This window comes from Edaphobacter sp. 4G125, assembly GCF_014274685.1.
GTDB lineage: Bacteria > Acidobacteriota > Terriglobia > Terriglobales > Acidobacteriaceae > Edaphobacter.
In genome coordinates this window covers 3,859,944-3,885,257 of the sequence record NZ_CP060393.1, presented here as the reverse complement: position 1 = coordinate 3,885,257, position 25,314 = coordinate 3,859,944, and the positions used below count along the sequence as shown (strand labels likewise).

The 25,314-nt window shown below is 56.4% G+C and carries 20 protein-coding genes; 11 read left to right on the top strand and 9 right to left on the bottom strand.

The window, feature by feature from the left end; all coding sequences use genetic code 11:
* The first annotated feature begins 59 nt into the window (after positions 1–59).
* From mreC to H7846_RS16295, 6 genes are all read left to right on the top strand, one after another.
* Positions 60–1,400, top strand: coding sequence for a rod shape-determining protein MreC (gene mreC, locus H7846_RS16320; protein WP_186693649.1), 1,341 nt, complete (start codon positions 60–62; stop codon positions 1,398–1,400).
* Positions 1,401–1,405: 5 nt separating this feature from the next.
* Entirely contained in the window at positions 1,406–1,930 is a 525-nt protein-coding gene (gene mreD, locus H7846_RS16315; protein WP_186693648.1) for a rod shape-determining protein MreD, read from the top strand.
* Between the two features lie 37 nt (positions 1,931–1,967).
* Positions 1,968–3,908 (top strand): penicillin-binding protein 2, encoded by a 1,941-nt coding sequence (gene mrdA / locus H7846_RS16310; protein WP_186693646.1) that lies wholly within the window; start codon positions 1,968–1,970, stop codon positions 3,906–3,908.
* A 47-nt stretch (positions 3,909–3,955) separates the two neighbouring features.
* Positions 3,956–5,056, top strand: coding sequence for a rod shape-determining protein RodA (rodA, locus tag H7846_RS16305; protein WP_186693644.1), 1,101 nt, complete (start codon positions 3,956–3,958; stop codon positions 5,054–5,056).
* An 803-nt stretch (positions 5,057–5,859) separates the two neighbouring features.
* The gene (locus H7846_RS16300) at positions 5,860–8,985 is read left to right on the top strand and encodes an Rne/Rng family ribonuclease (RefSeq protein WP_186693642.1); all 3,126 of its coding nucleotides are present in this window, start codon (positions 5,860–5,862) and stop codon (positions 8,983–8,985) included.
* A gap of 192 nt (positions 8,986–9,177) precedes the next feature.
* Positions 9,178–10,155, top strand: coding sequence for an outer membrane beta-barrel protein (locus H7846_RS16295; RefSeq protein WP_186693640.1), 978 nt, complete (start codon positions 9,178–9,180; stop codon positions 10,153–10,155).
* 65 nt (positions 10,156–10,220) lie between these two features.
* Here the strand turns inward: H7846_RS16295 and H7846_RS16290 are convergent, their stop codons facing one another.
* Together H7846_RS16290 and H7846_RS16285 are read right to left on the bottom strand one after the other, a co-directional pair.
* Complete coding sequence (locus H7846_RS16290) at positions 10,221–11,588, bottom strand: aminopeptidase P N-terminal domain-containing protein (protein ID WP_186693638.1); 1,368 nt, start codon at positions 11,586–11,588, stop codon at positions 10,221–10,223.
* Positions 11,589–11,709: 121 nt separating this feature from the next.
* Positions 11,710–13,350: a cellulose synthase family protein gene (locus H7846_RS16285; protein WP_255460690.1), complete on the bottom strand. Its 1,641-nt coding sequence runs from the start codon at positions 13,348–13,350 to the stop codon at positions 11,710–11,712.
* A 368-nt stretch (positions 13,351–13,718) separates the two neighbouring features.
* Between H7846_RS16285 and H7846_RS16280 the strand changes: the two genes are divergently transcribed.
* Positions 13,719–14,576 (top strand): SCO family protein, encoded by an 858-nt coding sequence (locus tag H7846_RS16280; RefSeq protein WP_186693636.1) that lies wholly within the window; start codon positions 13,719–13,721, stop codon positions 14,574–14,576.
* 1 nt (position 14,577) lies between these two features.
* Here the strand turns inward: H7846_RS16280 and H7846_RS16275 are convergent, their stop codons facing one another.
* Both H7846_RS16275 and H7846_RS16270 read right to left on the bottom strand, forming a co-directional pair.
* Positions 14,578–15,051, bottom strand: coding sequence for a group II truncated hemoglobin (locus H7846_RS16275; protein ID WP_186693634.1), 474 nt, complete (start codon positions 15,049–15,051; stop codon positions 14,578–14,580).
* Positions 15,052–15,206: 155 nt separating this feature from the next.
* On the bottom strand, positions 15,207–15,791 hold the full coding sequence (locus H7846_RS16270; protein ID WP_186693632.1) for a PEP-CTERM sorting domain-containing protein: 585 nt from the start codon (positions 15,789–15,791) through the stop codon (positions 15,207–15,209).
* Between the two features lie 295 nt (positions 15,792–16,086).
* Between H7846_RS16270 and H7846_RS16265 the strand changes: the two genes are divergently transcribed.
* The 3 genes from H7846_RS16265 (at position 16,087) to H7846_RS16255 (ending at position 16,949) form a co-directional block, all read left to right on the top strand.
* Complete coding sequence (locus H7846_RS16265) at positions 16,087–16,320, top strand: hypothetical protein (RefSeq protein WP_186693630.1); 234 nt, start codon at positions 16,087–16,089, stop codon at positions 16,318–16,320.
* A gap of 8 nt (positions 16,321–16,328) precedes the next feature.
* Positions 16,329–16,655, top strand: coding sequence for an EthD family reductase (locus tag H7846_RS16260; RefSeq protein WP_186693628.1), 327 nt, complete (start codon positions 16,329–16,331; stop codon positions 16,653–16,655).
* Between the two features lie 63 nt (positions 16,656–16,718).
* Positions 16,719–16,949, top strand: a complete 231-nt coding sequence (locus tag H7846_RS16255) for a hypothetical protein (RefSeq protein ID WP_186693626.1) — start codon at positions 16,719–16,721, stop codon at positions 16,947–16,949.
* A gap of 128 nt (positions 16,950–17,077) precedes the next feature.
* Here H7846_RS16255 and H7846_RS16250 read toward each other — a convergent pair whose 3' ends face one another.
* From H7846_RS16250 to glmS, 3 genes are all read right to left on the bottom strand, one after another.
* Positions 17,078–17,248 carry a hypothetical protein gene (locus H7846_RS16250; RefSeq protein ID WP_186693624.1) on the bottom strand — a complete coding sequence of 57 codons (171 nt, stop codon included), beginning with the start codon at positions 17,246–17,248 and terminating at the stop codon, positions 17,078–17,080.
* 164 nt (positions 17,249–17,412) lie between these two features.
* Positions 17,413–18,588: a hypothetical protein gene (locus tag H7846_RS16245; RefSeq protein ID WP_186693622.1), complete on the bottom strand. Its 1,176-nt coding sequence runs from the start codon at positions 18,586–18,588 to the stop codon at positions 17,413–17,415.
* A 36-nt stretch (positions 18,589–18,624) separates the two neighbouring features.
* Complete coding sequence (glmS, locus tag H7846_RS18035; protein ID WP_255460689.1) at positions 18,625–20,730, bottom strand: glutamine--fructose-6-phosphate transaminase (isomerizing); 2,106 nt, start codon at positions 20,728–20,730, stop codon at positions 18,625–18,627.
* 100 nt (positions 20,731–20,830) lie between these two features.
* Between glmS and H7846_RS16230 the strand changes: the two genes are divergently transcribed.
* Positions 20,831–21,649: a glycosyltransferase family 2 protein gene (locus tag H7846_RS16230; RefSeq protein WP_186693620.1), complete on the top strand. Its 819-nt coding sequence runs from the start codon at positions 20,831–20,833 to the stop codon at positions 21,647–21,649.
* Between the two features lie 49 nt (positions 21,650–21,698).
* On the opposite strand, the gene H7846_RS16225 is transcribed toward H7846_RS16230, so the two are convergent.
* Together H7846_RS16225 and H7846_RS16220 are read right to left on the bottom strand one after the other, a co-directional pair.
* Positions 21,699–22,802: an alkaline phosphatase family protein gene (locus H7846_RS16225; RefSeq protein WP_186693618.1), complete on the bottom strand. Its 1,104-nt coding sequence runs from the start codon at positions 22,800–22,802 to the stop codon at positions 21,699–21,701.
* Positions 22,803–22,902: 100 nt separating this feature from the next.
* Positions 22,903–25,308, bottom strand: coding sequence for a phosphoketolase family protein (locus tag H7846_RS16220; RefSeq protein ID WP_186693609.1), 2,406 nt, complete (start codon positions 25,306–25,308; stop codon positions 22,903–22,905).
* Positions 25,309–25,314: the final 6 nt, after the last annotated feature.

Sequence of the window (25,314 nt, the reverse complement as noted above, 5' to 3'; positions counted from 1 at the left end):
CTTACACCATAGCGACAATCTGCGCGCGAGGCTGGCTCGCGGGATAATAGAAAAAGCGCATGGAATCCTTCTTCATCCGGTTTAAAAACGTGCTCGTTCTGGTGGCGGTGCTGCTGGTTCAGACCATTGGCCTTGCAATTCAGGTGCGCCGCCCCGTGGTCTCCGGGGCTCCGGATGGATCGAAGGTGACGTTGCTGCGGACCTGGGTTGTGATAGCAGTGACGCCGATCGAGCGGCTCTTCCACGGCATCGGATACAACGTTCGTTCTGGCTGGTCGAACTACGTGGATCTTCGCAACACGCGCCAGCAGAATCACGAGTTGAAGGACGAGATCGCGCGCCTCCGTCTGGAGCAGGCCGAGTTGGCCGAAGACGCCCTTCAGGGCCACCGGCTACAGGCGTTGCTGAACTTTCAGCGCAACTATGTCACCTCAACAGTTGCCGCTCAGGTGATCGGAACAAGTGGAACCGATCAGTCCCGTGTGCTCTACCTCGACAAGGGTGCAGTCGATGGCCTGAAGATCGATCAGGCGGTCATGACTCCGGATGGAGTCGTGGGCAAGATTCGCGAGACGTTTCCTCATACAGCTCAGGTCTTGCTGCTCAACGATTTCACCTCGGGTGCCGGTGTCCTGCTGGCGTCGACGAGGATTCGCGCAATTCTTAGAGGAAGCCAGAGCGGCCACATCGTGATTACCAACCTCACCCCGGACGAGCGCATCAAGCCGGGCGAAAAAGTTCTGACCTCGGGGGGAGATCAGGTCTATCCGCGCGGGCTGAGTGTAGGCACTATCGAATCGATTGTGTCGGACCCCGATCATCAGCCCTATACGTTGATTACGGTGAAGCCATCCACGAATCTCTTCCAACTGGAAGAAGTTCTAGTGATTACCGGAACCCAGGGGAATCTCCCAGCCCTTGCTCAAAAAGACCTGGCTCAGGGAGCGGCAACGGCAAAACAAATGGCCGAAGCCAAGGCTGCAGCGGAGGAAGCCGCGGCGGAGGCGGCAGCTCAGTCTGCGGCGCAGATAATCGCCGAGAAACTACCGAGCCTCCAGGAAAACACAGCAACCGATCCGAACGCATCGGCCGATGCTGCTAAATCTACGGATGCGCACCCGGCAGGAGTGGTGCCGCGGCCGTTGCCAGCGCTTCGTCCTGATCGTTACTCTCCTGGAGCAACTCCGCCAGCCTCAACACTTAAACCGGGCGCAGAGAACAGCGAACCTACGTATTCGGCTCCGGTGCCGAGCTCTGCTCGAAGCCCGCAGACGTCGAGATCGCAGGCAGAGTCGGGCGCTTCTGGTTCCGACGAGATTCCTGCCTCCATTAAGCAAAAAGAACAGCCAAAATCAGAAAATCAACAGCCAAAGCCGGAGACTAACGGCCCGAAAAACTAATCGCTATGCCCATTCTCAGTTACACATCGCGCCGGGAGCTCGAAGAGCATAGCTTTTCGCCTGCCACCACGCTGCTAGTTCCCATCGCAGCAATCGTGGTACAGGTGCTGCTCTCGAAGCTGTACTGGCGATTCTCTCTACTCGATCTTCCACTGATCGTAACGATCTTCTTTGCTGTTTCTCGTCGTAGTCCGGCGGCGGGAACCCTGACTGGGGCGGCAATCGGGTTAATGCAGGATGCCCTGACTGGAAGGCCTATCGGGGTCAACGGTATGGCCAAATCAGTGATCGGCTATATCGCGTCGAGCATTGGAATCAGCGTCGATGTCGATAGTCTGACTACCCGAATCGTGATGAACTTTGCCTTCTCTCTGCTCAACAGCGGAATCCTGTTTCTGATCGACCAGAGACTTCTGGGTTTGTCGAATATTCATCTGCAATGGATTCAAGAGCTTTTGCGCGCCCTAGGCAATACGGTCATCGCGATTCCTGTATTTCTTCTGCTGGACTTGACCAAGCGCCCCGAATAGACACGATGAAACGTCTAATCTGTATCCGAGGACCTCAATGGAACTAACCCCGCAAACCGAGCTGACGGTGGGCAAGGTGGAGAAACTGCCTGTGGGAAAGCTCCACATTGCCCAATACGTTGTAGCCCTGGTTCTTGTGATTCTCTCGATTGGGTTATGGCGCCTGGAGGTTGTTGGAGCGGATAACTTCCGTGCCCTCGCCGAGGCCAACCGTATTCGTAAGGTTCCAATCATGGCTCCGCGCGGGAGACTGTTCGACCGGGAAGGAAGGCTGCTGGTCGATAACTATCCTTCCGTCTCCTGCTACCTGCTTCGTGAGCAGATCAAGGACCTGAATACCGATCTACCCATGATCGCTTCGGGGTTGCACCTGACCGTTGACCAGATTGAAGCTACGTTGAAGAAGTACCAGACCGCTCCGAAGTATCAACCCATTCCTCTGAAGCAGGACATTACTCCCGACGAACAGGCGTTTATCGAAGCTCACCGGAACGAGCTGCCCGAGCTCGAGACGCTGGAGGAGCAGCGGCGAGTCTATCCACGTGATGGTTTTGCAGCGCACCTGATCGGTTACGTTGGCGAGATCTCGGAAGAAGACCTGAACAAAGAAAAGTATGCGTTCTATCAGCCTGGCGACGTCGTCGGAAAGTCAGGCGTCGAGGCGACCTACGATGCCTTGCTGCGTGGCGTAGATGGCAGCCGCGACGTGATCGTGAACTCCCACGGCAAGGAGATCGGTCATCTTGGCGAGACGATGGCGAAACCCGGAAAAGACCTTCGGCTGACGATTGATCTCGACATCCAGAAGGCTGCCGAAAAAGCGATGGAGGGCAAGAACGGCGCCGTGATCGCGATGGACCCGCACACCGGTGAGATTCTGGCGCTGGTCTCGCGACCCACTTTCGATCCCAATCAATTTTCGGTCCGGCTGACGAAGAGCTACTGGAACGAGATTCTGAACAATCCCGATCATCCGCTGCTCAACAAAGCCATCCAGGCGCAACTGGCTCCGGGGTCGACCTTCAAGATCATCATGTCGTATGCCGGACTCGAGGAGGGCATCGCTCAGCTGATGCACGTGCCCTGTAACCACGGTGCGACCTTCTATGGGCATTATTTCTCCTGCGATCGCAATCACGGCATGGTTACGATCGACAACGCGATTCCTTATTCGTGCGACACCTTCTACTACACGCTTGCAGACCGTCTCGGGATCGATACGATAGCGCGGTATGCAAGCTCGGTCGGCATCGGGCAGAAGACCGGGGTCGACCTTCCGGATGAAGCGGCGGGCATCATGCCCTCCACGCAATGGAAGATGAAGACGTTTCACGAGAAGTGGTACGCAGGCGAGACGATTTCGGTTGGCATCGGGCAGGGAGCCGTGACGGTAACGCCTCTTCAAATGGCGCGCGCGCTCGGCGGTATTGCCTCCGGCGGAGTGATGCATCGTCCGCACCTGGTCTTCCCGAATGAGGTCCCGCCCGATGAGTTGGAGGCGATTCATGAGACCTTTCCCGGCTCCGGCGAAAAGACCATTCCTATCTCGCCTCAGATTTGGGAGATTATTACGGATGCCATGTACTCCGTAACCTCTGCACCGATCGGTACGGCTTACGCTGCCCGGTTGGAAGGTATCGACTTTGCCGGCAAGACCGGTACGGCCGATGTCGTCAGTGGGCGCGATAAAAGCAGCAAGAACAAGGATACGATTCCGAATGCATGGTTTGTCGGAATGACGCCCCGCCGGAACCCCGACATTGTGGTTGCGGTTCTGTGGCAACACGGTTACTGGGGCAATAACTCCGCCCGATTAGCGGCAGGAATTATTAATACCTTTGTCGAAAAGCAACGCAGGCGTGAGAACAACCTTCGAATCGCTGAAGCTCCAAAGCCTTCCCTTCCTGCTTCTCCTCCCTCAAATAATAGGGAAGGAGCCACGAGTGCGACAGTTCCATCAACTGCTACGAATAACTAGCAAGTTTCCGTGGTTTCGATTCAGGTAATCTGACTTCAAGCTATTTCATGTTCCGCCTTTCTTCTTATCGCGATTTCGACTGGGTCCTGCTCGGGTTTGTGATGCTGTTGTCGGTGATCAGCGTCCTCGAGATCAAATCGGCGACGGTGCATACGAAGTTTCATGGCTTCGATCACAAGCAGATCGGATTTCTGGTCGTAGGCCTGCTGCTGATGTTTCTGATCTCAATGATCGATTACCATCGCCTACTCGATATCGTGCCGTGGGCTTATGGAATCAGTATTTTGTCGTTGCTGGCGGTGAAGCTGGTGGGGCAGAAGGTACTGGGTGCGCGTCGGTGGATCAATCTTGGAGGCGGTGTTCACTTCCAGCCTTCCGAATGGGTGAAACTGGTGCTGATTGTGGCGGTGGCCCGCTATTTCTGGAATCTGGCCGGGAAGGACCTGACGTGGCCAGATATATGGAAAGCCGTTGCACTGGTCTGCGTTCCGATGGGGCTGGTATTGACTCAGCCCGATCTGGGGACGTCGCTGACGTATTCTCCGGTCCTGATTGCAGGGCTATTTCTTGGCGGGATCCGGCCGAAACAGGTCGGCATTATTCTGCTGGTCCTCGTGATGATTGGTGGGATCGCCTGGAAGAGCGGTAAGCGGCTGAAACCGTATCAGCAGGCCCGCATCAATGCTTTTCTCGACCCTGACTCGGACCCGAGGGGATCGGGTTACCAGATTCGCCAGTCGCTGATCGCGGTGGGTTCCGGTGGCATCTGGGGCAAGGGAGCCAACAAGGGCACCCAAACCCAGGGAGACTTCCTCCCGATTCCTTATACCGACTTTATCTTTGCGGCGTTTTGCGAGGAGCACGGCTTTGTCGGTGCGATGGGGGTGTTGTTGTTGTACTTCCTGATCCTGATGCGGTTGATTCAGAATGCCCAGACGGCCGCCGATCTGCCCGGCACCTTCATCATCATGGGAGTGGTGGCGGTGATCACGTTCCAGATCGCGGTCAATATCGGCATGGTGGTGGGGATGATGCCGGTGACCGGAATTCCGCTGCCGCTGATGAGTTATGGGGGATCGTCTGTTCTGTTCACGTTCCTGGCGCTTGGCATCGTGATGAATGTCAGGATGCGCCGGTTTGTGAACTGACCCCTCCCCCCGCCTGTTTTTGTGCAAAGTATTGGATTCAAGCTGGTTAGGCTCGTACTTCCGCTCCTTTAGCATGTTGGACAACTCCTTTTTCGCTCTCTTTTAAGGATAGCGACTTGGAAGGGATCATTCTGCAATGAAGATGTACTTTGGTTTGTGTAGTTTGCTTCATTTTCCGACTTGACAGCCTGAAATATAGGGATTCTTCGCCTACGGCTCAGAATGACGGTGGAGGAGTTTCGGCAGACCGAGGGTCGGGTTCGCTCGTATGCGCACGCGGTGATGGGGTTGGAGGAAGCGGAATCCATACTGGCGGTTGCCATAACTTTAGTGCAATACTAAAGACAGCAACCTGACAGGCTGTAGATGCCGGGTCAGAGGTATCCCGCTCCTTGCTGAATCGTGTGATCGCCGGAGCGGCTAACAAGATTTTGATTTTTGAAAGAAAAGGCCGGCCAGGCGAGAGACATCGGTCCATTGGCCGGACAGGTTTCAGGAAAATGAGTGCATCCGGATGGCAAACGGCCCCGCCTCAAATCGTGAAGATTGAGGCTGTTATGGTCACAAAGTCCGCATGCTTCCGGCAGTGGCTCGGAGATTTTTCAGGCGTATCCGATCTCAATGGTCCTGTTCCACCCGCAAGTAGCGGGAGGCGGACAGGCAGAGTTGTTATCCCACATTTTGATCTATCGGCTGGCCCTCGTTTTTTCGAGTCTGCGCTCGTGTCCTATCCTGTCCGTCCTTCGGTGAGCTGCATCTAGCTCTAGATTCTTCTTGTCTGGTCTGCGGAAAAGAGCAGACGAATGTCGAAGGAAATTTATATTTCAAGCACGCCGCATGAAACGCGGCTTGCCATTGTTGAAAGTGACGCTCTATCAGAGGTCTACTACGAGCGGGAGAATGAATATACTCTCGCGGGATCGATCTACAACGGGCGTGTGACACGCGTCCTACCAGGCATGCAGTCCGCCTTTGTGGATATCGGGCTGGAGCGCGATGCCTTCCTGTACATCACGGACTTTATGGAGGAGGCGGGAGACTCTGCCGACTTCGAGGGCGAAGGTTCGCACAAGAACGGTGGACGTCGCGAGGGGGCTTCGGGATCGGGAGAGGGGCGTGGCCGTCGCGATCGCCGGGACCGGAATGGAAGCCGCGAACGTCAGCAGAACGCCGAGGGCGGAGCTGCTTCGGAGAGAGAAGAGTACGTCCGACAGGATGGGCCTTCTGAAGGAGCCGAGGAGCAGGATAGCGAGCAGGCTCGGGGTGAAGGTGAGGGTGTGTCCTCGGCAGAGGGCAGCCGCCGATGGCGCGGACGCCGTCGGCGCGGACGTGGACGTGGACGTCAGCAGAGCGCCGAGGGCGAGCAGACAGTCGAGCCTCAGCAGGAAGGCGAGGAATATGGGGCGCCAATCGAGATTGATGGATCGACCGAGGCCGTGGAGGCCGTTCTGGAGTCTGCGCCTGAAACAGAGCAGCCTTCGGATGAGGGCTTTCATCGCAGCGAAGATCGTGGCCGGGGTCGGCGCGACCGTGGCGGGCGTGATCGTGGGCGCCGCGCACCGCGAGGATTCGCTCCGCGAACATCGCTGTATGGTTTAGAGGGTTCGGGCGAGGAGTATTCGACAGAGAAGGACCAGCCGGAGCCGGGCCATGAGGCGATTGTGCTTCCGGGCGAGTCTCTCTCGAAGTATCGCAAACCGGGGGAAGAGGAGCCTGTCGCCAGCGCAGCGAAGCCTGCACCGGTGGTTGCTGCACCGACAGCGCCCGGGTATGAGATTCCGGCGGGATGGGATGGCGGTCTGGTGCTTCCGGGTGAGTCGCTGTCGCGACGTCGCCGAAAGGATCCGCCGGTAGCGGCTCCTGTTCCAGAGGTGGTTGAGGAGACCACCACCGAAGAGTTGGCCAGCGCTCCCCTGGAGGAGAAGCCCGCGGAGCCTGTGGAGTATGAACCAACCGAAGAGACTTCGGTGTCGTATCGGTTCGATCCTGTTCCTCCGAGTGAGTTTCGTCAGAGTGCGCCAGTGGAAGAGCCGGTGGAGTCTCCAGTCGAGGAGGTTGCGGCACATCACTCTGAGCTACCGCACGTCGAGATTGAGCAGCACGAATTTGTAGAGACTCATGCGACCGCGCCAGAAGAACCAGAGGTGGCGGCGGAGGTTCACGAGGTGACTTCGATCGAGGCCAGTGGCGAGATGGTTTCGCCTGAGCCGGAAGTCAGCACAGTCGAGACAGAGGCAGAGCAGCAGGCGTTCGAACATGCAGCGGACAGAATCGAAGAAGGAGCCATTCATGGAGCGGCCCTCGATCCGGATACCTTGTTTGCCAGCTCGATCGAAGAGCTGGATGATTTCGATGAGGAGGAGACGTTGGAGGGCGCTGCGGATCTGGGGACGATGATCCGCGAGATGTCGATCGACGAGGTCACGGCTCCTGCGCTGGAAGAAGAAGATTTCGAAGAGGAAGAAGCCGTCGACGATGGGAGCTACGAGACAGCAGGAGCCGAGTACGCTGTCGAGGATGAAACTGAAGAAGACGAAGGCCTGACGGACGAGGAAGACTCCGAAGAGAGTGAAACCGGTGCAGTGGCCGACGGTGCAGCGACTGAGCAGGAGCCTGCGCGTGAGTTTGATCGCCGTCGTGGCCGTAGAGATCGCCGCGGAGGGCGCGGAGTGCGTCACACGGGCGGTGGAGATCGCCGTCGTGGCCGCAGCTCGGTGCAGGCGACCGATCTTCCAGCGATCACCGAGCTTCTGAAGCCGGGCCAGGAGGTCCTGGTCCAGATCGCCAAGGAGCCGATCGCCAAGAAGGGTGCGCGAATTACATCGCATATTGCTCTGCCGGGCCGGTTCCTGGTGTTTATGCCGACGGTGAACCATACGGGTGTCTCACGCAAGATTGAGTCGGATGGCGAGCGTCGCAGGCTGAAGGAGATTCTGCTGAGCGAGAAAGGCGATGCAGCAGGTGGCTTTATTGTTCGCACGGCTGCGGCTGGAGCGACGGAAGAAGAGCTGCGCAGCGATCTGCGATTCCTGTTGAACCTGTGGGCCGACATCAAGCAGCGGTCGGAGTCCTCGAAGTCGCCGGCGCTGATCTATCACGATCTCAATCTTGTCGAGCGCATTCTGCGTGACCAGGTGACGGATAACTTTTCGGCGATCTGGGTCGACAGTGAAGACAACTACGAGCGGATTCTTCGCTTCCTGCAGCGTTTCCAGCCGAGCCTGATTCGCCGCGTGAAGCTGTACACCAAGGAGACGCCGCTGTTCGAACAGTTCGGCATCACTGAGGAGATCAACAAGGCGCTGCGTTCGAAGGTGTGGCTGAAGTCCGGTGGATCGATTGTGATCAACCAGACCGAAGCCCTGGTCGCGATCGATATCAACACCGGCAAGTATGTCGGTAAAACGGCGCGTCTGGAAGACACGATTGTGAAGACGAACCTGGATGCAATCCCGGAGATTGTGCGTCAGATCCGATTGCGCGATCTGGGCGGCATCATCATTATCGACTTCATTGATATGGATGAGCGCAAGAATCGTCAGAAGGTGATGGCGGCACTGGAAGAGGAGTTGAAGAACGATCGTGCTCCATCGAAGATTCTTCAGTTCAACGATTTTGGTCTGGTGGCGATTACGCGCAAGCGCGTGAAACAGTCGCTGGAGCGTACGCTTTCGACGCAGTGCAACATTTGCGCGGGAACGGGCATGGTGAAGTCGCCGGTGACAGTGTGCAACGACATCTATGTCGAGATGCGGAAGATGTCGAAGCACCTGGACCGCAACGATGTAATGCTGCGTGTGCATCCCGATGTGGTGAAGCAACTGAAGTCTTCGACGAAGTGGCTGCAGGAGATGGAAGAGATGGTGGGCAAGACGATTCTGGTGAAGTCGGACCCGAGCCTCCATCCGGAGCAATTCGACATCCACTAAGCGGTAGAATAAGGAAAACAATACGTGGGCATCCCGAACGAAGGATGCCCTTTTCCTTTGTCTTTTTGTCACAAACTGAACGAGATATTGTCATCCAATTTCTAATTTCACGCGTCCTACACAACAAGCGCTGTGAGTTAGGGTTAGAGAACCAGTAGATTTTTATCAAGGGGAGCTAGAAGGATGCATTTCATGACGAGCAACAACCGTCTCTCCAGAACGGTGGCCTACGCCGCCGCTGTAGCTTTTTTGAGTGCGGGGACGAGCGTGTGCCTCTATGCACAGTCTGCCGCACCAGCACCGGATGCAGGAAAGGCCATTGACCTGAAGAAGAGTCTGATGGCTCCGATTGATCTGACTCGACCGGCAGAGTTGAACTACAGCTCGAGTGCTTCGAGCAGCGATGAGGTGGCCTCGGCAGAAAACTTTATGCCACGTTTTGGAGAAGACCAGCCGCCACCGCGCCGCACCTATGGACGCCGCACCAATTACAGCGATCGTTGGCATAATCCTGATGGTTCGAACAAATATACTTTCAACGCTGGCGCAGGCTTTACCCTGCCCACAGGCTCTGCAGGTAAAGAGCTTGGCACAAGCTGGAAGTTCCAGGTGGGCGCTGGATATAACTTCAGCAAAAAGTTTGCCGTGCTGCTGCAATATGACTATGACAAGCTCGGTCTGACGAGTGGAAACATCAATCGTCAATATGCTCGCTACACCAATCTCAACCTTGTCGACAGCAATGGAAATCCCATCAGCCTTGCGGGCCTCGATGGCAATGCGCACATGTGGTCGTTCACGCTGAATCCGATGTACACCTTCTATCAGGGTGATTCGGTGGGGGCGTACGTGATCGGCGGTGGCGGCTTCTACCGTAAGATTACGAACTGGACTCTTCCGCAGACCGGTGTGTTCTGCGACTTCTTCGGCTTCTGCTACCAGTTCACCCAGAACCAGACCTTCGATCACTATTCGAATAATGCTGGCGGTGTGAATGGCGGTATCGGTTTTACCTACCGGTTCTCGCGATTTGCTTCGGAGAAGCTGTATGCGGAGGCGCGGTATGTCTGGGTCGACAACCAGCCCAGCTCCAACTCGGTGAACTCGTACTATCCAGAGAACAACAAGCGTACGGGATACTTCCCAATCACGGTTGGTATTCGCTGGTAGTTTTTGTGGGTGGATGAGAAAAAGCCCGGCGTGATGCCGGGCTTTTTCGTGCTCGCGAACAGAGATTACTTTTTCATCGCGGCTTCGATATCCGTGGCTTCGTGAGGAAGTTTCTCTACGAGATCGATGAGCTTACCATCGGGACCGACGTAGAAGACATCTTCGATGCGGACGCCGATGTTCTCTTCGGGTAGATAGAGTCCGGGTTCGATGGTGAAGACCATACCTTTGTCGAGAGGCCTGGAGTATTCCCAGGGATCGTGGACATCGATACCGACGAGATGGCCAATGCCATGCACCATGTACTGGCCGAGCGGCTGTCCGTGGAGATCTTTGCCGTGCTCGTTGATGTAGTTGAAGGCGATGGTGTCGAGTGAATCGGGACGCTTATGCTGGGGATCATTGATGGTGGACTTACCGGCAACGAAGGCCGCGGCTGCGGCTCGCTGTGCACCGAGGACGAGGTTGTAGATTTCGCGCTGCCGCGCGGTGAAGTGGCCGCTGACGGGCATGGTGCGAGTGATATCGGAGGCGTACATGCTGTACTCGCCGGCTTCGTCGATGACGACCGTATCACCGGACTTCATGATGCGGGAGTTGTCGCTGTAGTGCAGCGTGGTGGAGTTGGGGCCTGAACCGACGATGGGAGCATAGCTCGGTCGCTCACAACCCTCCTGCATCATCTTTGCGATCTCGACACCGGCGACGGTACGCTCGCGAACGCCAGGCATGATGGTTCTCATACCTGCAAGCTGCGCTGCAATGGAGGCGTCAGTCGCTTTGCGAATTAGTTCCACTTCAGCGGGGGATTTGAATGCTCGCAGAGTCATGATGGGCTGCGAGACATCGCCTGCAGATTCAAGATCAGAGAGGCCCAACGTAGCGGCGGTGAATCCGAGAAGGGCTTTGGCCTGTGGAGAGTCTTTTTCTGTCCATACATCGCGGATGCGATTGCGGTCTGCCTGCGCGATCTTGTTCAGGACGGCAGGCAGCTCAGTCATCGGCAGCACTTCGTCGAAGCCCGTGGTTGCTGCGACGCCAGGGGTGGCTGCATCCATCTTGGGGCCGGTGTACTTCTCGGTGCGAGGATTGCGCGTTGGCAGGAAGAGAATCTCGCGGTAGGGCTGCGCTGCGCGGCCTCCGAGTGCAGTGCCGGGAGTCTCGGGAGCTGCGTCAACAGCAGGGAGGATGACGATTGCGGCTCCGGGCTCGTTCCACCCGGAGAGATAGTAGAAGTCCGAGTCCTGACGGTAAGGCATGAAGTCTAGAACAGATTCTTCTGCAGCAAAGAGAACAGCGATGCCGCCGTGCAGTTTTTCTGCAAGCGCGGCGCGGCGCTGGTGATATTCAGGCTTAGGGACAGAGTCGAGGGCGAAAGAGGAAGCACAGGAGAGAGTGAGTAGGATGGTTGCGATCCATATTCGTATCTTCATTTGGCGGCACCCCGTATTTCTGATGTGCTAACTGCGCTCGTCCAGCATAGTGAAACGCAGATCCTTCGACTGCGCGGCTGACGCCGTTTCGCTCAGGATGACACATGCAGGGCAAGCAATCTTAAATTCCCATCGGATACGGCTTTTCGTGGAACTCCTGCCCGGCGTTTCCGAAGCGTTCGAAACGCCCCTGAAGAAGACTCAGCAGGCCGGTGTACCAGTAACCGAAGACAAAGAGAACGAGGAAGGGCACGGTGAAGTAGTTCTCTGTCGTGATGGCATACCAGACCGTCGCGGCGAAGTAGCATCCGATGGCGAGCTCGATCCAGGGGATGATGCCGAGGCGCTTGCGATACTTCTTGGCCTGGCTCTTCTCGCCCTTTTTGTTCACGCGATATTTCGGAGTACGGGCAAAGGCGGACTTCACACCGAAGAGCGCCTCCATCACGGCCTTGGTGTTTGTGATGGTGAGGCCAACGCCAAGTGCCATCAAGAATGGGAGATACAGGAATGTTCGGCCCCACTTCTTGGGGAAGAGCTCTTTCTGGCTGACGAGGTAGAAGCTGGAGATCGACATGGTGCTGGCCATGAAGAGTGGCAGATCGATCAGCAGCATCTGCAAGAGGCCCTGCCAGCTGCGAATGATCATCGCGGGCATCAACAGGATGCTAAGGATGATCATCAAGGGATAGCTGATGTTTGCCGTGAGGTGATACCAGGCTTCGAGCTTGGTGTGCCAAGGCACGTCGCTCTTGAGGACGCGCGGGAGAATTTTTTTGCCGGTTTGAATGAGTCCTTTAGCCCACCGTGCCTGCTGGGTCTTGAAGGCGGTCATCTCGATGGGAAGCTCGGCGGGGCACTCCACATCCTGGAGGTACTTGAACTTCCAGCCGACCATTTGGGCGCGATAGCTTAGGTCGGTGTCTTCGGTGAGCGTGTCGTGTTGCCAGCCGCCGGCGGCGCCGATGGTTTCGCGTCGCCACATTCCGGCGGTGCCGTTGAAGTTGAAGAAGACGTTTGCGCGGGAGCGGCCGCCGTGCTCCAGCACAAAATGGCCATCGAGCATGATGGCCTCGACCTGGGTGAGGAAGCTGTAATCGCGATTGAGATGCGTCCAGCGGGTCTGAACCATGCCGATCTGCGGCTCGGCGAAGTGGTGGATGACCTGCATGACCCACTCGCGCGGCGGGACGAAGTCGGCGTCGAAGATGGCGACGAATTCGCCACGCGCGGACTTGAGCCCGTTATCGAGCGCACCCGCTTTGAAGCCGTAGCGGTTGGTGCGATGGATATAGACGATGGGTTGCGGGTCCATTCCGGCGAAGCCGGTGGCGTAGCGTTCGACGATCTGCTGGGCGACTTCCGTGGTTTCGTCGGTGGAGTCGTCGAGCACCTGAATCTCGAAGCGGTCGCGAGGATAATCGAGGCGGCAGCAAGCATCGATGAGGCGATCGATGACGAACTGCTCATTGAAGATGGGGAGCTGGATGGTGACGAAGGGAAGCTGACCTTCGACGAAACGGGCCAGCGGCTCGTTCCATTTGCTGGCGTTCTTGCGGTTCTTGTAATAGAGCCAGACGAGCTGATAGCGATGGATTCCGTAGAACGCCAGGATGACCATGACGACGAAGTAAGGAATCAACAGCGCTGTATCGAAAGCATTCCAGCGATAGAGCCCCTTGAAGGTCTGGTCGAGGTAGTGCGACTTCCAATAGTGGCTAAAGCCATGCGGGGCCAGCAGCAGCCCGAGGGCCGAGGTCAAAGATGGAAGCAGATGGGACAGGATATGGCTCCGGCAAAAGGTTTCTATCGAACCGATTGTACGTGAGCGGTTTTCCTGTAGCGGTTGCCGGGTGTGATGCCCCTCCTCCTGTTTTTGTACAAAGTATTCAGGAGATGGGGCTTAGGTCTGGACTTGCCGCGAGTGCAGGATGAGGAAAGGAGACATTTCGGAACTCCTTTTCGTTTCAGCTCTACTTCCAGTTTAGCGAAGTGGAAGGGGTCAATCTGCAATCGGGATGTGCTGTGGAATCAGTGATATCGAAGGGATTTGGACTTGACAGACTCCCAGACCGAGATATTCGGGGCGTAGCATAAAAGTTAGAGCGTCCTTGCAGAAAGAGGATTTCGATGCGTTTTTTGCGTTTCGGTGTAGTGGCGGTTCTGGGCTTGGTCTTATCCGGGGCGGCTTTGTGGGGACAGCAGCTTAACGATAGCCATCCTCTGGGTTCGACATCGCAGACTACTCCGAACTATTTGAAGGATGCCGGGCTTGTGGAGCGGTTGAACCAGCCTTTGCCGCTCAAGGCATCGTTTGTCGACGAGACCGGGAAGCAGGTCGCATTGGATGAGTACTTCCACAAGCGACCGGTCGCCATGGCGCTGGTGTACTTCAAGTGCACGATGCTGTGTCCGCAGGTTCTGCATGGCCTTTCGACCGCATTGCGAGGGGTTGGATTCACGGCAGGCAAAGATTATGACGTGGTGGTGGTCAGCATCGACCCGATGGACACTCCACAAGATGCGAGTTCGGCAAAGAAGACATTTTTGACGGAACTGGGCCAGCCGGATGCAGGGAACGGGGTTCATTTTTTGACCGGACAGCAGGCGGAGATTACCGCTTTGAGCGAGGCGACGGGCTTCCACTATGTGCGAGTGCCGGGACCGGATGGGAAGATGGACCAGTTTGCGCACTCGAGCGTGGTGATGTTTGCGACTCCCGATGGAAGGATGTCGGAGTATCTGGCGGGGATCGATTATCCGACAAGAGATGTGCGGCTCGCGCTGGTCAATGCCTCGAATCTGAAGATTGCTTCAGCGAAGGACCTGTTCCTGCTTTATTGCTGCAACTATGTTCCTTCGTCGGGAAAGTACACGGTTGCGGTATTGCGGCTGCTTGGGCTGGCCGCTGGAGTGACGCTGATTGGGATGGGAATCGGGTTCTACTTCCTTTCGCGGAAGCGAACAGGTTCCGGCCTGGCAGCGTAAGCTATTCGGGTTGATAGGGGCCGCCAGGAGCTCCCCAGTTCCAGGAAGGCATGGGGGCTTCGGTAACGGGAGCATCCGCAGGAAGTTCTGAGTTGATGACGGCCAGACGGGAACCCCACTCGAGATAACCGACAAGAGCGGAGCGGAACTCGGGGTCGGAGGGGAGGCCCAGTTCGTCTGCGGTTTCGAGCAAAAGCTGCATCCAATGCTTACGCTGCTCGTCGGTGATTCCCCGGCCGAGATGATGCTGGACCATGTTGGCGTGCCCGCCGTGATGAGCGGAGTAGTCAGCAGGTCCGCCGAGGACTTCGCCGATGAAAGAGGCGACATGCTGGAAGTGCTCGGGTGGCATTTGCGCGAAGAGTGGAGCGAGGAGAGGATCGGAGGGGACTTTCTGGTAGAAGCGATCGAGGAGGGTCACAAGAGGTCTGGAACCGCCGAGCCATTCGTAGAGGGTGGGGACAGGGTTCGACATGGGTGGATTTTACGCCGGTTTTGTAAAGGCGGTTCGAACTATGCTCGGGTGCCCACTCATGCGATGAAGCCGCATGAATGGGCACCCGACGTATGGCTGGCTGATGTGTGGGCTACAGCCACGGCTCGATATTTCTACGAGTTTTACCGACAGTCTTACGCGTTGAACCGACGCCGGAGCGCACCGACCGCGCCCAGAACGCCTGTCCCTATCAGCAATAGGGAAGAAGGCTCCGGGACTGGAGCCGGATCACTCAACAGCGTGTAGGTGATCGGTCCCGCCGCGCCAGTCACAAACCCGGGCTGGCCGGCAGTTGGCGTGAAGTTAACGACTCCATCTATCTCGAAAAGAGTTAAAGTGTTCGAGTAATAGGAGCCGGGAGGCGACGCGATGTCCGCAAGGCTATCGTATCCATCGGCTGGATTGGAATAGAAGACAAGCGTGCCGTTGGACGAATTGAAACGAACCACATCGCTGAACACGCTGCCGTTGTAGATCAGGAGGTCGCCCGAAATCAGCCCTGGAGGGTTAAGCAATGAGTAAGTAAGCGCGCTCGACGCGCCGCCCGGACCTGGGTCCGCAGCCATGTAGCCGGTCAACGTGTCATAAAAACCGGTAGTGTTCGTGAATGTCCCGTTGCCGTTTTCGTCCACGGTGATATGTATCGAAAAACTGTCGGCGTAAGCGGCGGAAGCAAAACACAGCAGTACAACGGCGACGACTGCAGCCATCCTTTTCATTTTAATTCCTTTGTGCAGACAGAAATGTCTACAACGCCCGTGTTCGAGAGCTGTAGAGGATGAACAAGGATATGCAGCTCGAGTTCCATTCCTAAACTATTGATAATGCGTTAGTTTTATTGCAGACATGTGCAAAGCTATGCATGAAATGTGGTGCGTTTCGTTCTCTTTGCAACGGCGCATGATGGGACACCCGATTCGTGGAGGACCAGTCAGATGCGAGCCATTCCTGCGCTTACGCAAGCAGTGGGATCGGACTTAGAAGCATCCTAAGGAAGGATGCTCCACGGGAGGGATGATGGCACTGAGTTTTGCGAAGGACATTCGACCGCTTTTTCGGGATGGGGACATTGATTGCATGACGCCGATGGGGATTGCTCTGGATGATCCCAAATGGATGTGCGTTCCTGCCAATGCACAGAGCGTGTATGCCACGGTGGCGGATGGTTCGATGCCTCCGGATGAACCGTGGCCGGAAGATCGGGTGGCACTTTTCAAGGCATGGATGGATGCGGGATGTCCGGTATGATTCGGGGCATGACGATTATCTCAGTTTTGTATCCACGGAATGGCGAATCACGGTTCGATCACGAGTACTACCAGAAGAAGCACATGCCGCTGGTGCAGCTGCGATGGACGAGCCTGGGACTGGTGAAGATGGAGTGGATGCGCGGTGTTGCTGCTCCCGATGGCGGTGGGCCTGGATATGAGGTGATCACGCTGCTGACGTTTGTTTCGAAAGAGGCGTTCGAGAGCGCGCTTGCAGCGTCGGGCGAAGAGGTCGTAGGGGATATTGCGAACTTTACGAATGTCCAGCCGCTGATCCAGATCAACGAGCCGGTTTCCGAGAGATCGATGAGTTAGAAACGGCGATTATTGGGTGGCCCATTCGTGACGAGGGTTTTATCGCGGCATGAGTGGGGTTTCGTGCGTAGCACGAAACTTTTTGGGCCATTCGCAATCGATCTGGATGATGCCGGGATGACCTATAGCGTAGTGATTGAAACTGCTCCAGCAGTAGTCTTCAGGGCAGGAGACGATGCTTCGGGTGATGGGATTCCACCCCAGCCAGCAAGCTGTCTGGGGACCCCGGGATTGCGATGGATGTACTGGACCGTCTCGACGAATTTTCCGGAGGTGAAGGTGTTGAAGTCGTAATAACGCTCTGACAGAACTTGTTGCGTGAACCTTTGAGGAGTTTGGAGGATTCTCCTTTGAGGACTCTGAGGAACGAGGAGAGAGTGCGGACTTCGGTTCGTTGATCAGGAGGTGGACGTGCTCGGGCATCAGGACGTAGGCGTAGATGGTGAGGAGTGCGAGTGCCGGGTCTTTTCGATGACCTGTTCGAGGATGTTCTTAGGTTCGGGGTCTTTGAGGAAGGAGAGACGGTGGTAACAGCTGAAGGTGATGAAGTGGAACTGGCCTGTTTGTTGTCTCCGCTCGAGGCCTACGGGCATGGTCTGGATTTTGGCCGGTGTGAGGGAGAACGGTTCGAGCTTCGCTCGAATGCCTACTCATGTCGCGATAAGACTGCGCCATGAATGGGGCACCCGTTATGGGTAGGATTGGATGTGTGGTCACCCACCGCTCGAATGTATGTGACGCTTAGGTTACCGCCATTTTAGAAATCCATGTTCGCGGCGTCATCCATTCGACGGGATAGATATTCCGTGAAGTCTTCCATTTCGCCGACCGAACTCATTGCCCGAGCGTACGTTCCATCTGATGCATAAGGCAAGATAGTTGGCAGACTCGCGTCTTGGATATGGATCTTTGCTGGAGCGAGATCACCGGACCATAGGTGCTCAATGAAAGCCTCAGCTCTTTGCAAGGCGAAGGTCTCATCAAACATCGGCTCTTCCCAGATGGAGTAGCGTTCGTTCTCCGTCAACATCACCGGAACAGCCCCGGCGGCTGAATGGAACAAAAATGCCTCGCCATGTTTACCGAACGCACCGTGGGCCATGTAGTTCCGAATCTGTCGTCTAATTAGCAAGAGATCGTCGAAAATAGATTTAGTTTCAGCTGAACTGATGTCGAGAGCCGCCCTCACTTTGATTTGCCAATCTTGTCTTGCTAGATCTGCCACTTCTTGACCGGTTTTGATGTTTCCACGCAGAACAGCGACATGTACAAGTACATGTTCTGTCCAACTAAAGAACGCCTCAATGGCCGAAAGCCCAAACCAAGTAGCTTCTCTTCGGAGTTGAAAACTCGGACGTGAATACATCGTTGAGTGACTTCCATTGCTATGTTCGTTACGAGTAGTTATCACTTCCTCTTTTCTACGTTCTGCCTCCTCAGATTTCTCTCGGAAGCGGTCGTAGATGTACCTATATCTGTCAAATAGCCAGCGACTGGTATTGGTGACATTTAATTGCGATTGTTCTACTGCTTGCCAAGCGAGATGGTTGAAGAATTCTTTTGCAGTTCTTACCCCGCGGTTGATCGAAGCCACGATCTGTTGCGCGACTACTTCATCATCAGGCTCGCCAGGAGAGAAAATGCCGAGGCCAAATTTTCTGTGTTCGACAAAGGCAAGGTTGCCCTCGAAATCCACCGGTATGGACCAAGCAGTCTTTTCCCACCGACCTCCGCGTGGGAATCCCAATAGTTCTACGAGTAAGAAGTAGACAAGGTAATATTCTGGGAGATTCTTCCCCGCCTCGGTTCGTTTATCGCCTACTCTGTAATTTTTACCGCGGCTCGGAGGCTCCAGGGGGCTTATAGCTCTCAGAGCGCGTTGCTTTATCTCAGCAATTTCTTCGGCAGAAAGCAGCCCGTTCGATTCGGCCATAGTTTGAGGGCATCCTAATTTTTGTATTTAATGAAACTATTCCACCGTCACGCTTTTCGCCAGATTCCTAGGCTGGTCTACATCGCATCCTCTTCTTACGGCGATGTGGTAGGCGAGGAGTTGTAGCGGAACGACTTCGAGGATGGGGAGAAGTAGCTCGGGGGCGGGTGGGATGTAGATGGTGTGTTCGACGATCTGCTGGATTTCGGTATCGCCCTGGATGGCGATGGCGATGACTCGGCCGGAGCGGGCGGTGACCTCCTGAATATTGCTGAGGGTCTTTTCGTACTTGAGGACGCTGGCGGGGTCGGAGGGGTCCTTGGTAGCGATGCAGACGACGGGCAGGGCCTCGTCGATGAGGGCGTTGGGGCCGTGCTTCATCTCGCCGGCGGGGTAGCCTTCGGCGTGGATGTAGGAGATCTCCTTGAGCTTGAGAGCGCCTTCGAGGGCGATGGGGTAATGGATTCCGCGGCCGAGGAAGAGGAAGTCGTTGGCGGAGTGGAAGAGGCGGGCGAGGTGCTGGCACTGCTCGTCGAGGGAGAGGCGCGGAGTGCGGCGGCGCTCGGGGCCGGTCCAGGGTGAGGGGATGTTGGCTGACGGTGTTAACCGCAGATCCTTCGACTGCGCGGCTGACGCCGCTCCGCTGAGGATGACGCTTTCATTTTTTCCGCTGACACTTCCACTTCGATCGCCCGGAATGACACTCGAAGAAGATGGTGGTGCGGGTGAGGGGGCGGCGACTCCTTCGGACATGCCGGTAATGTTGGGCCGGTTGAGCGAGAGCATGGACTCGAGTTTGCCAGGGATCTTCGAGAGCTCGGTGGCGAGGTGCAGGGACTGCTCGGGCGTGATGGTATTGCGGGTTTGGGCGAGGTGGAGAGCGAGGAGGAAGAGCGCGGTGAGCTGCGCGGTGAAGGCCTTGGTGGAGGCGACACCGATCTCAGGTCCGGCGTTGGTAGTGATGGTTCCGTTGGCGCGGCGGGTGATGGCGGAGCCGACGACGTTGCAGATGGCGAGGGTCTTGGAGCCTTTGTCGATGAGCTCGGTCTGGGCGGCGATGGTGTCGGCGGTTTCGCCGGACTGGGTGATGAGCAGGCCAATGGCTTTGGGATTAGGGATGGGATCGCGGTAGCGGTACTCGGAGGCGTAGTCGACGTCGACGGGGAGGCGGGCGAGGCGTTCGATCATGAACTTTCCGGCGAGTCCGGCGTGCCAGGAGGTTCCGCAGGCGGCGATGGTGATCTGGGCGGCGTGGCGGATGTCGTCGGCGGAGAGATCGAGATTGTCGAGGAAGACCTGGCCGGTTTCGAGAGAGATGCGTCCGAGGGTGGTGTCGCGGATGGCGCGAGGCTGCTCGTTGATCTCCTTAAGCATGAAGTGCTTGTAGCCGGCTTTTTCGGCCTGGATGGGGTCCCAGGCGATGCGCTGAGTTTTGAGCGGCAGTGGGCGGCCATTGAAGTCGGAGAGGGCGACGCCTTCGCGGGTGAGCACGGCGAGTTCGCCGTCGGCGAGGAAGTGGATGTTGCGGGTGTGGTGAAGGATGCCGGGGACGTCGGAGGCGAGGAAGAATTCTCCGTCGCCAATGCCGATGACGGCGGGTGGTCCCATGCGGGCGGCGACGAGCTTGTTGGGCTCGTTGGCGGAGAGGACTCCGATGGCGAAGGCTCCAGTGAGGCGCTTGACGGCTTCGCGGACTGCTTCCTCAAGGGGGAGCTCGGGTGTGTCCTTAAGCTCTTGCTCGATGAGATGGGCGATGATCTCAGTGTCGGTTTCGGTGACGAACTTGTGACCGGCGGCGGTCAGTTCTTTTTTGAGGGCGAGGTAGTTTTCGACGATGCCGTTGTGGACGACGACGAGTGAGCCGGTGCAGTCGCGGTGTGGGTGGGCGTTCTCTTCGGTGGGGCGACCGTGCGTGGCCCAGCGGGTGTGTCCGATGCCGAAGGTGCCGGTGATGGGATGGTCGGCGATGACGGTTTCGAGATTGCGCAGCTTGCCGGGGGCGCGGCGGAGCTCGAGTCCGGCGGTGTTGCCGGCGACGGCGATGCCTGCGGAGTCATAACCGCGGTATTCGAGGCGGCGCAGGCCTTCGATAATGACAGGCACGACAGGTTTCGGACCAATGTATCCAACGATTCCGCACATGGGATGAGTTTAGATGGAGAAGACGGATTTTGTATGAGGAGAAAAAGTGGACTTTTGGGGCATGGGGAAGGGCGGAGGGGAGATGGTCTAATGGAGGGAGATGATTTCGGTCCTGATTCTTACCAAGAATGAGCAGCGCGACCTGCCGGGGTGCCTGGAGTCGGTGGCGTGGTCGGATGATGTGCACGTCTTAGATTCATACTCGACGGACGATACGGTGAAGATTGCGGAGGCTGCGGGAGCAAAGGTGACGCAGCGGGCGTTCGACAACTACGCGACACACCGGAATGCGGGGATGACCGAAGTAAAGTTCAAATATCCCTGGTTATTTCTGCTGGATGCGGATGAGCGACCTACCGCGGAGCTGTCGCGGGAGATGCAGCAGGTGGTGTTGGGGGCGTCGGAGAATGTGACGGGCTTCCGGCTGCGGCGAAGGGATTTTCTGTTTGGCACATGGCTGAAGCATGCGCAGATTTCACCGTTTTATATCCGGCTGGTGCGGCCGGAGAGGGCGAAGTATACGCGGGCCATCAACGAGGTGATTGAGGTCGATGGACGAGTGGCGGATCTGGGATATCCGCTGGATCACTATCCATTTTCAAAAGGGATTGCGCACTGGGTGGCGAAGCACAATACCTATTCGACGATGGAGGCGGAGCTGATCTATCGTCAGCAGGGGCTGCGGAATCCTTCGTGGAAGAGTGCACTGCGCGATCCTGACTTTCACACGCGAAGACTACATCAGAAGGCGCTGTTTTATAGGATGCCTGCACGACCGCTGATCAAGTGGGCGTACATGATGTTCTTTCGCGGAGCCATTCTGGATGGCGGAGCCGGAGTGACCTATGCGACGCTACAGTCGTTTTATGAGTACATGATTGTGCTGAAGACGAGGGAGCTGGAGCGCGGCGGAGCGTAGATGGATGGCGTGTACCTTGCGCGACGAAGAGATGTTCGATGAATTGGAATCAGTGAGCTAAGACGTCGGTAATGCTGGGCGTGATGGAGGGATCGGTCGCGCCGAAGTTTTTGCCGAGGAGAGCGGCTACGGTTGCTGCGAGCTGTCCTTGGGTGAGTTGCGGGACGTTCGCTCTTTGACCGAGCGCGCGGGTGTCGGGTCCGAGATAGGCTGTCCAAATGTTCTCGGCTCCGTCAATCTTCTGTCCATGGCTGCTCCATTCTTTTCCGGAGCCGCGTCCGTGATCGGTTGTCAGTACGAGGGTGGTGGAGTTTCGATACTCCGGCATGGATTGAAGCGTGTTCCAGAGGGTCTGCAGGTAGCTGTCGAAGCGATGCGCTGAAGCAAGGTACTGCGGATAATTTCGGCGATGAGCCCAATCGTCAGTTTCGCCAAGTGAGATGAAGAGAACGCGTGGCTTCTTCTGATGCAGATAGACAAGGGCCTGATAGAACTCTGGCGCATCGTAGGATTCGTCGTCTCCGAAGATTCGGGGGAGTGAGGTCTTGACGGCGTTCAAATCGGAGAGTCCCTGAGGCATGGGCGAGAGGATCAACGGCTCGTAAGCGACGTTCACCGGCAAGCCTGATTCGCTTCTGCGAAGGATCTGGGCAAAACGATCCCACATGGCAAAGGCGGCTACTTTGCCTTTGAATTCAGCCTGGTTATTCAGCCACTCCAGCACGCTTGCATGTGGGTTGTTGGGAGCGTCGTTTGAATCGATGGCTGGATTTGGTCTGCCGGTCAGGGTTTCGCTATATCCGGGATAGGAAAACTTGAATCCATTGGTTACAACAACGCTCGATTGCGCATCGCGATCGCCAAAGATCTGGCCTTGTTTGGCGATGGTGTTCCAGAAGAAGGGCATCAGGGCGGTACGGTTCTGTTCGGGTGTTCCGGGAGAGAACTGTTGGCGCAGTTTCTTGTCTTCGGCATTTGCATCTTTTGTGTCGGGGAAGAGAGAGGCGTCGGCTCCGCGGAAGACTTCCTGCCAGCGAAGTCCATCGGTCATGACGATGACTACATTCTTTGTTTTATTGGCTTGCGCATGAGCAATGGCGGCCAACGCAATCAAGGCGCTTGCAAAGGCAGTGGTCCACTTTCCTGATTTCAAAGTATTCCTCGCTACAAAAAAGAATGAGCCAACAAGGTTATTGCATGGCTCAGGAATTGTATCGCTCTATATGAACAGTACGACGAGGAGTTGCTTTTTACTAGAAAGGCCACTTCCAGTTGGTGACCTCTTCACGGTCAATGCCGTTCTGATGGGCGAAGTTGATACTCTCGATGATTTCGTTTTTTAGCCACTCTTTCAGATGAGCAGCCGTGGCCTGAAGACGAGGCACGCGATCGATGACGTCGATAGCCAGATCGTAGCGGTCGATCTGATTCAGGATGGCGAGTTCGAGCGGCGTGTTGATGTTGCCTCGCTCCTTATAGCCACGCACGTGAATATTGTTATGGTTCCTACGGCGGTAGGTGAACTTGTGGATGAGCGAGGCGTAGGCGTGGAAGTTGAAGATGACTGGCTTATCGAGGGTGAAGAGCGCGTCGAACTCGCGTTCGGAGAGCCCATGAGGGTGCTCAGTCTCCGGCATCAGGCGGAAGAGATCGACGACGTTGACGAAACGGATCTTCAGGTTCGGACAGTGCTCACGCAAGATGGCTGTTGCGGCGAGAGCTTCGGCGGTAGGAATATCCCCGGCACAGGCCATGACGACGTCGGGTTCAACGCCAGCGTCGGTAGAAGCCCAGTCCCAGATACCGATGCCCTTGGTGCAATGGTTGATCGCGTCTTCCATCTTGAGGTATTGAAGGTGGGGGGCCTTGTCGGCGATGATGACGTTGACGTAGTTTTCGCTGCGCAAGCAGTGATCCGTTACTGAAAGCAGACAGTTGGCGTCGGGCGGAAGATAGATGCGCGTTACATGGGGGCTCTTGTTGGCGACCACATCAACAAAGCCGGGGTCCTGATGGGTAAAGCCGTTGTGGTCCTGTCGCCAGACGAGAGAAGTAATCAGAAGATTGATCGAAGAGATGGGCGCGCGCCAGCGTAGCTCGAGTTTGCTTTTCTCCAGCCACTTGGCATGCTGATTGAACATGGAATCGATGATGTGGACGAAGGCTTCGTAGCTGGAGAAGAATCCATGACGGCCGGTGAGGACGTATCCTTCGAACCAGCCTTCGAGGGTATGCTCGCTAAGCATCTCCATCACTCGGCCGTCAGGCGCAATGAGAGTGCCGTCTGCGTCTTCCGGGAGAATCTTTGCCATCCAGGTCTTCGGGCTGGCTTCGTAAACAACCTGCAAGCGATTTGAGGCGGTTTCATCCGGGCCGAAGACGCGAAAGGATGTCATGTTTCTGCGCATGACATCGCGGAGAAATCCGCCGAGGTTGTAGGTCGGAGAGATCTCAATCTGGCCGGGCTTTTTGACTTCGACGGCATATTTACGGAAGTCGGGCAGGTCAAGCGGTTTGCGAAGGAGACCTCCGTTGGCGTGAGGATTGGCCGTGATCCGTTTTTTCCCTTTGGGGGCGAGTTCGCGGAGCTCTTCGATGAACCGACCGGATTTATCGAAGAGTTCGTCGGGCTTGTAGCTCTTCATCCAGGCTTCAACCTGCTTGAGGTGTTTGGGATTGGATTTAGGATCGAGAATCGGAATCTGATGCGCGCGCCAGAAGCCTTCAACTTTGTGGCCGTCGACTTCTTTGGGGCCAGTCCAGCCTTTTGGTGTGCGCAGGATAATCATGGGCCAGCGTGGACGCTCGGGCGATTTTGATTTGCTGCTGCGAGCTTTCGATTGGATGTCCCGGATTTCCTGGATGCACTTTTCAGTGACCTCGGCCATCTTCTGATGCATGAGGTGCGGATCATCTCCTTCGACTACATAAGGGGTCCAGCCATAGCCGCGGAAGAGCGCTTCGAGTTCTTCCGGAGAGATACGCGCCAGGATGGTCGGGTTGGCGATCTTGTATCCGTTGAGATGCAGGACAGGAAGCACGGCCCCATCACGGACGGGATCGATAAATTTATTGGAGTGCCAGCTCGTCGCGAGTGGGCCGGTTTCGGCTTCGCCATCTCCGACGACGACGGTGACGATCAGATCGGGATTATCGAAGGCAGCGCCGAATCCGTGCGAGAGGCTGTAGCCGAGCTCGCCCCCTTCGTGAATGGAGCCGGGAGTTTCAGGTGTGCAGTGGCTCCCGATTCCACCAGGGAAGGAAAACTGCTTGAAGAACTTCTTCATTCCCTCTTCGTCTTCGCTCTTATCGGGATAGATTTCGGAGTAGACGCCTTCGAGATAAGAGTTGGAGAGTGTCGCCGGAGCGCCGTGACCGGGACCGGAAAGGAAGATCAGATTGAGGTCATACTTTTTGATAAGCCGATTAAGGTGGACCCAGGTAAAGGACTGGCCTGGATCGGAGCCCCAGTGGCCGAGCAGACGGTTTTTGATGTGTTCCGGCTTCAGAGGCTGACGAAGAAGAGGGTTTTCTTGCAAATACAGCATGCCGACGCAGAGGTAATTGCAGGCTCGCCAATAGGCGTCCATTTTGCGTAGTTCGTCTTCGCTGAGGATCCCGGATGTTTTCTTCGTCTTCTCAGGACGTGTCGTCGGCATGGGCGA